The organism is Streptomyces sp. UNOB3_S3, assembly GCF_020740895.1.
Lineage (GTDB): Bacteria > Actinomycetota > Actinomycetes > Streptomycetales > Streptomycetaceae > Streptomyces.
The window spans coordinates 1-1,222 of record NZ_JAILXP010000704.1 but is presented as its reverse complement, the minus strand read 5'-3'; the positions used below and the strand labels follow the sequence as shown (position 1 = coordinate 1,222).

Annotated in this window: 1 protein-coding gene; it reads right to left on the bottom strand. The window is 79.1% G+C overall.

Annotation, left to right across the window (positions count from 1 at the left end; genetic code table 11):
• A partial coding sequence (locus tag K6I33_RS35150; RefSeq protein WP_229358849.1) for an NADH-ubiquinone oxidoreductase-F iron-sulfur binding region domain-containing protein occupies window positions 1-1,112 on the bottom strand: 1,112 nt, incomplete at its 3' end.
• Between the last annotated feature and the right edge of the window lie 110 nt (window positions 1,113-1,222).

Here is a 1,222-nt window from a genome sequence, read left to right as displayed (position 1 = left end):
GCCTCCAGGGCCCCGCGTCCGCCCCCGGCCACCACGTCCGCCAGGGCCCCGGCCAGCGCCGGCAGCCCCAGCCGGCACGGGCCGCACTGTCCCGCCGACTCCGCCGCCAGCCAGTGCGCCACCCGCACCGCCTCGCCCAGCGGACAGGTGTCCCCGGACAGCGGCAGTATCGCCCCCGCGCCCAGGGTCGCGCCGTGCGCGGCCAGGGAGTCCCTGGAGAGGGCCGCCCCGGCAGCGGCGGCCGCGTCCAGCCAGCCGCCGTGATAGCCACCGACCAGCACGCCCTGGGGCGCGGCACCGGTACCGCACTGGGCGAGCACGTACGACAGCGCCACCCCGCCGGGGGCCTCGACGACGCGCGGGAACGGCACCGCGCCGGAGACGGTGAGCAGGACGGTGCCCGGCTCGTCCGGGGTGCCGGTCGAGGCGTAACGGGGGGCGCCGAGCCGGGCGGCGAGGGCGAGTTGGGCGTACGTCTCGGCGTTGGACAGCAGCGTCGGCAGGCCGCCCAGCCCGGCCGTCGTGGCGTGGCCGCGCCGCCCGGGCGGGAGCGCGGGCCCACCGCCGGCGGCGCGCAGCAGTGCGGAGGACTCCCCGGAGACCATGCGCTCGGGGAGGCGTACGACCCGGGCGCGCACGGCCCGCCCGCGCCGGTCGGCCAGGCCGCGCTCGCCGAGCGCCTCCCGCACGGACGCCTCCGTGCCCGTACGGGTCACCCCGACCACGAGCGTCCGCGCGCCGAGCGCCTCGGCGGCCAGCAGCGCGCCGTCCAGCACGAGGTGCGGGGCGCGCCGGAGCAGCACGGCGTCCTTGCGGCACGCTGGCTCGCCCTCGCACCCGTTGACCACCACCACGGGCCGCGTCCCCCGCCGCCGCGCGGCTCCGCCCACCGCCCGCACCTTCCGCGCGAACGGAAACCCGGCCCCGCCACGGCCGCGCAACGCGACGGCCTCCGCCAGCCGCGTCAGCTCGTCCTCGGTAAGGCGTGGCACCGAGCCGTGGACGGCCAGATGGGCGCGCCGATCCAGCCGCGCGGCGCCGTCGAGCCCGGCGGTCAGCCGGGGCAGCCCGAGGGTGAGCAGGTCGGGGAGTTCGGGGAGGGGGAGGCTCATGTCAGCTCAGCCCGTTCGCGCGATGAATTCAGCCCCTCCGGCGTTTGAGGAGCGGGGGTCCGGGGGCGGAGCCCCTGGGAAACTGGGGGCACCTCCCAGCGGTAGCTGGG